Raw genomic sequence first — 5,266 nt, 5'->3', positions numbered from 1 at the left:
GCCCCGGTGTGCTGGGCACACCGGGGCCGGACCGGAGAGCGGGCGACGAGAATCGAACTCGCGTGACTAGTTTGGAAGACTAGGGCTCTACCATTGAGCTACGCCCGCACGACCCCCCAGCCGTGACCGGCCGGAAGTTCGGGGAACAGCGTACCTGGTCCGGCCGCCCGAGTGCACACCGCATTGCGCACACCCCCCGCGCGCCCGCGCGGTATGTGTCGTTGTCGCGCCCGCGCGGATCAAGTCGGCGAGCCGTGCAGGCCCGGCGTGTACGCTTCCTCTCGGCACCACGGGGTGTGGCGCAGTTTGGTAGCGCGTCCGCTTTGGGAGCGGAAGGCCGTCGGTTCGAATCCGGTCACCCCGACAGTGCGGCAGGGTCTCGCCCACCGGGGCGGGGCCCTGTTCTGTGTCGAAGCTTCCTGACGGCGATACGGTGGCGTCTGGCGTCCGCCTTTCGTGGTACCGGTAGGATGGGGCGCTGGCGGTAGTCCCTGTGGCGTCCACCCAGGTCAACCGCACGAGGGCGAGGAGTCAAGCTCACCGTCCACCCCACGGGAGATGCAGCTCCAACCGCCCATCGCCCGTCTCGTCCGACCCCTTTTCCGGCTCCGGCCGGGTGACGGGGACGGGCGGAGACAACCTGACCGCAAGCCCATAGGAGACCTAACCGTGAAGAGCGCCGTCGAGACTCTGAACCCGACCCGGGTTCGACTCACCGTCGAGGTGCCCTTCGAGGAGCTCAAGCCCAGCCTCGACGCGGCGTACAAGAAGATCAACCAGCAGGTCTCGGTCCCGGGCTTCCGCAAGGGCAAGATCCCGAACCGGGTCATCGACCAGCGCTTCGGCCGTGGCGCCGTGCTGGAGGAGGCCGTCAACGACGCCCTGCCGCGCTTCTACACGCAGGCCGTCGACGAGGGCAAGATCGAGGTCCTCGGCCAGCCCGACATCACCAACATCGAGGGTGTCGAGACGATCGCCGATGGCGGCGACCTGAAGTTCACCGCCGAGGTGGACGTCCGTCCCGAGATCACCCTGCCGGAGTTCTCCTCCATCGAGGTGACCGTCGACCCGATCGCCGTTTCCGACGAGGACATCGAGAAGTCGCTGGAGCAGCTGCGCGAGCGCTTCTCGTCGGTCAAGGACGTCGAGCGCGCCGCCGCTGCCGGCGACATCGTGGTCGTGGACCTGGTCGCCAAGGTCGACGGCGAGGTGCCGGAGGACGGCACCGCCAGCGGCGTCAGCTACGAGATCGGCTCGGGCCGCCTGATCGACGGCATCGACGAGGCCGTCGTCGGCCTGTCCGCCGGCGAGGACAAGACCTTCGAGACCGAGCTCAAGGGTGGCACCCAGGCGGGCAAGACCTCCGAGGTCACCGTCACCGTCACCGCCGTCCAGGAGAAGGAGCTGCCCGAGCTGGACGACGAGTTCGCCCAGCTGGCCAGCGAGTTCGACACCCTGGAGGACCTGCGCGCCGACTCCCGCAAGCGCCTGGAGCGCATGAAGGAGTACGACCAGGCCACCCAGGCCCAGGAGAAGGTCCTGGACGCGCTGCTCGCCCTGGTCGAGATCGAGTACCCCGAGAAGCTCCTCAAGGACGAGGTCGAGACCCGCAAGCACAACGTGGAGCACCACCAGCTCCAGCCGATGGGCCTCACCATCGACGCGTACCTGGAGACCCAGGGCAAGACCCGCGAGGAGTGGGACGCGGAGATCGAGGAGCAGGCGAAGAAGGGCATCAAGACCCAGTTCGTCCTGGACCAGATCGTCGCCAACGAGGAGCTGGGTGTTAACCAGGAGGAGCTGACCGAGCACCTCATCCGCCGCGCCGCCGGCTCCGGCCTCACCCCGGACCAGTTCGCCCAGCAGGTCGTCCAGGGCGGCCAGGTTCCGCTGCTGGTCGGCGAGGTCGCCCGCGGCAAGGCGCTGGCCACCGTGGTCGAGGCCGCCAAGGTCGTCGACACCGAGGGCAACGAGGTCAACTTCGACGACGAGGACGAGACGGCCGAGACCGTCGAGGCCGCCGCCGAGGAGAAGACCGAGGCCTGAGCGCCCCGGTAGCCCCCTTCAGGCTGCATCGGGCCCGGACGCCGTACGGTGTCCGGGCCCGCTGTCGTCCCGTCGGCGGCCGCCGCGACCCTGCGCTCACAGCGAACAGTTCTGCGTGAGGGATTCTGCGGCCCGGCCTGCGCGTTAGGGTCCTTGGACAGCAACAATCACGACGTGATACCCGGACGCTGTGCGACACCGCGACGGCCGTGGAGCGACCGTCCAAATCGACTGAGCAGGTGGCTAAGTGACGTTCCCGCAGATGCAGATGCCTGGCCCGATGGCGCCGCACGCCGCCGCTGGTGACGTGCTCGGCGGCCTTGGCGACCAGGTCTACAACCGGCTGCTCAACGAGCGGATCATCTTCCTCGGCCAGGCGGTCGACGACGACATCGCCAACAAGATCACCGCGCAGCTGCTGCTGCTGGCCGCGGACCCGGACAAGGACATCTTCCTCTACATCAATTCCCCGGGCGGCTCGATCTCGGCCGGCATGGCGATCTACGACACCATGCAGTACATCAAGAACGACGTCGTCACCATCGCGATGGGCATGGCGGCCTCGATGGGCCAGTTCCTGCTCACCGCGGGCGCCCCGGGCAAGCGCTTCTCGCTGCCGAACTCCACGATCCTGATGCACCAGCCCTCCGCGGGCCTCGGCGGTTCCGCCACCGACATCCGGATCCAGGCCGAGCAGCTGCTCCGCACCAAGAAGCGGATGTCCGAGCTGATCGCCCACCACAGCGGCCAGTCCTTCGAGCAGATCACCGCCGACTCCGACCGCGACCGCTGGTTCACCCCGGAGGAGGCCCTGGAGTACGGCCTCGTCGACGCGATCATGCACAGCGCCGCGGACGTCCCCGGCGGCGGCGGCACGGGCGCTGCCTGAGCCTCGGCCCGGCCCGCGAGACCACAGCCCAACGCCCCGGAGGACAAGGACCCCCATGAACATCCCCAGCCTGTCGGCCGCCAAGGCCCGCGTCGAGGACATGCGCGCCGAGGGCCGCTACATCGTCCCGCGCTTCGTCGAGCGCACCACGCAGGGCATCCGCGAGTACGACCCGTACGCCAAGCTGTTCGAGGAGCGCATCATCTTCCTCGGCTCGCAGGTCGACGACGTCTCGGCGAACGACATCATGGCGCAGCTGCTGTGCCTGGAGTCGATGGACCCGGACCGCGAGATCCAGATGTACATCAACTCGCCCGGCGGCTCGTTCACGGCCCTGACGGCCATCTACGACACGATGCAGTACGTGAAGCCGGACATCACCACGGTCTGCATGGGCCAGGCGGCCTCCGCCGCGGCCGTGCTGCTCGCCGCCGGCACCCCCGGCAAGCGGATGGCGCTGCCGAACGCCCGCATCCTGATCCACCAGCCGTACACCGAGACCGGCCGCGGCCAGGTGTCCGACCTGGAGATCCAGGCCAAGGAGATCTTCCGGATGCGCGAGCAGCTGGAGGAGATGCTCTCCAAGCACTCCAACAAGACGGCGGAGCAGGTGCGCGACGACATCGAGCGCGACAAGATCCTCACCGCCGAGGAGGCCGTCGAGTACGGCCTGGTCGACCAGATCATCACCACCCGCAAGACCTCGCTGACCTCCTGAGGTCGGCTCCCTCCCGGCCCCGCGACGGGTCGGAGGGGCCCATCGGGGCGGGGTGTGCACGCGGGTGCGCACCCCGCCCCGGCCCATCGGCGGGCCCGTGCGACGGCATCTGTTCGGTATCAATTCGCCCAGGGCGTAGGGCAGACCTGGCGAAGAGGCCGGAATCGCGGGCCCGGCAGAGTACCGTCGGATAGCGAGACCGAGCGCCGTCGGCGTTGACGGTCCACAGCACCAGGCCCCGGAACCCCTGCGGGGCCCCTGGCGAAGGGGAAGCACCTCGTGGCACGCATCGGAGACGGTGGCGACCTGCTCAAGTGCTCGTTCTGCGGCAAGTCGCAGAAGCAGGTGAAGAAGCTGATCGCCGGCCCAGGCGTGTACATCTGCGACGAGTGCATCGACCTGTGCAACGAGATCATCGAGGAGGAACTCGCCGAGACCTCCGAGGTGCGCTTCGAGGAACTCCCGAAGCCGCGCGAGATCTACGAGTTCCTGGACCAGTACGTGGTCGGTCAGGACCTCGCCAAGAAGGCGCTGTCGGTGGCCGTCTACAACCACTACAAGCGTGTCCAGGCCGGCGAGGCGGGCCGCAGCGGCGGCAACGGCCGCGAGGACGCCATCGAGCTGGCCAAGTCCAACATCCTGCTGCTGGGCCCCACCGGCTCCGGCAAGACGCTGCTGGCGCAGACCCTGGCCCGGATGCTCAACGTGCCGTTCGCGATCGCGGACGCCACCGCGCTGACCGAGGCCGGCTACGTCGGCGAGGACGTCGAGAACATCCTGCTCAAGCTGATCCAGGCGGCCGACTACGACGTCAAGAAGGCCGAGACCGGGATCATCTACATCGACGAGATCGACAAGGTCGCGCGCAAGAGCGAGAACCCGTCGATCACCCGGGACGTCTCCGGCGAGGGCGTGCAGCAGGCCCTGCTGAAGATCCTGGAGGGCACCACCGCCTCGGTGCCGCCGCAGGGCGGGCGCAAGCACCCGCACCAGGAGTTCATCCAGATCGACACCACCAACGTGCTGTTCATCGTCGGCGGTGCGTTCGCCGGCCTGGAGCGGATCATCGAGGGCCGCGCGGGTGCCAAGGGCATCGGCTTCGGTGCCAACATCCGCTCCAAGCGGGAGTCGGACGCCAGCGACCACTTCCGCCAGGTGATGCCCGAGGACCTGGTGAAGTTCGGCATGATCCCCGAGTTCATCGGCCGTCTGCCGGTGATCACCAGCGTGCACAACCTGGACCGCGAGGCGCTGCTCCAGATCCTCACCGAGCCGCGCAACGCGCTGGTCAAGCAGTACCGCAAGCTGTTCGAACTGGACGGCGTGGAGCTGGAGTTCTCCCGGGACGCGCTGGAGGCGATCGCCGACCAGGCGATCCTGCGCGGCACCGGCGCGCGCGGGCTGAGGGCCATCATGGAGGAGGTGCTGATGTCCGTGATGTACGAGGTCCCCTCGCGCCAGGACGTCGCCCGCGTGGTGGTCACCGGCGACGTGGTCTCCAAGCACGCCATCCCCACCCTGGTGCCGCGCGACATGATCAAGCGCGAGCGCCGGGAGAAGAGCGCCTGACCCGAGGCCTTCGCACGAGGAGGGGCCCCGCACCGGATCCGGTG

Annotated in this window: 4 protein-coding genes and 2 tRNA genes; 5 read left to right on the top strand and 1 reads right to left on the bottom strand. The window is 68.4% G+C overall.

The features are described 5' to 3' along the window. Positions 1 to 37: 37 nt before the first annotated feature. Positions 38 to 108: transfer RNA gene (locus ACFU7Y_RS39520), tRNA-Gly, on the bottom strand. 182 nt (positions 109 to 290) lie between these two features. Between ACFU7Y_RS39520 and ACFU7Y_RS39515 the strand changes: the two genes are divergently transcribed. From ACFU7Y_RS39515 to clpX, 5 genes are all read left to right on the top strand, one after another. Beyond that, positions 291 to 364 (top strand) — tRNA-Pro (locus ACFU7Y_RS39515). A 305-nt stretch (positions 365 to 669) separates the two neighbouring features. Beyond that, the gene (tig, locus tag ACFU7Y_RS39510) at positions 670 to 2,046 is read left to right on the top strand and encodes a trigger factor (RefSeq protein ID WP_380771260.1); all 1,377 of its coding nucleotides are present in this window, start codon (positions 670 to 672) and stop codon (positions 2,044 to 2,046) included. A 268-nt stretch (positions 2,047 to 2,314) separates the two neighbouring features. Beyond that, on the top strand, positions 2,315 to 2,935 hold the full coding sequence (locus tag ACFU7Y_RS39505; protein ID WP_374119933.1) for an ATP-dependent Clp protease proteolytic subunit: 621 nt from the start codon (positions 2,315 to 2,317) through the stop codon (positions 2,933 to 2,935). Between the two features lie 55 nt (positions 2,936 to 2,990). Next, positions 2,991 to 3,653, top strand: coding sequence for an ATP-dependent Clp protease proteolytic subunit (locus tag ACFU7Y_RS39500; RefSeq protein WP_224277476.1), 663 nt, complete (start codon positions 2,991 to 2,993; stop codon positions 3,651 to 3,653). Positions 3,654 to 3,932: 279 nt separating this feature from the next. Beyond that, entirely contained in the window at positions 3,933 to 5,222 is a 1,290-nt protein-coding gene (clpX, locus tag ACFU7Y_RS39495) for an ATP-dependent Clp protease ATP-binding subunit ClpX (protein WP_045696864.1), read from the top strand. Positions 5,223 to 5,266: the final 44 nt, after the last annotated feature.

It is taken from the genome of Kitasatospora sp. NPDC057542, from assembly GCF_042801945.1.
Lineage (GTDB): Bacteria > Actinomycetota > Actinomycetes > Streptomycetales > Streptomycetaceae > Kitasatospora.
Note: the sequence above shows the minus strand (reverse complement) of the source record. Positions and strands in the feature narration are given on the sequence as shown.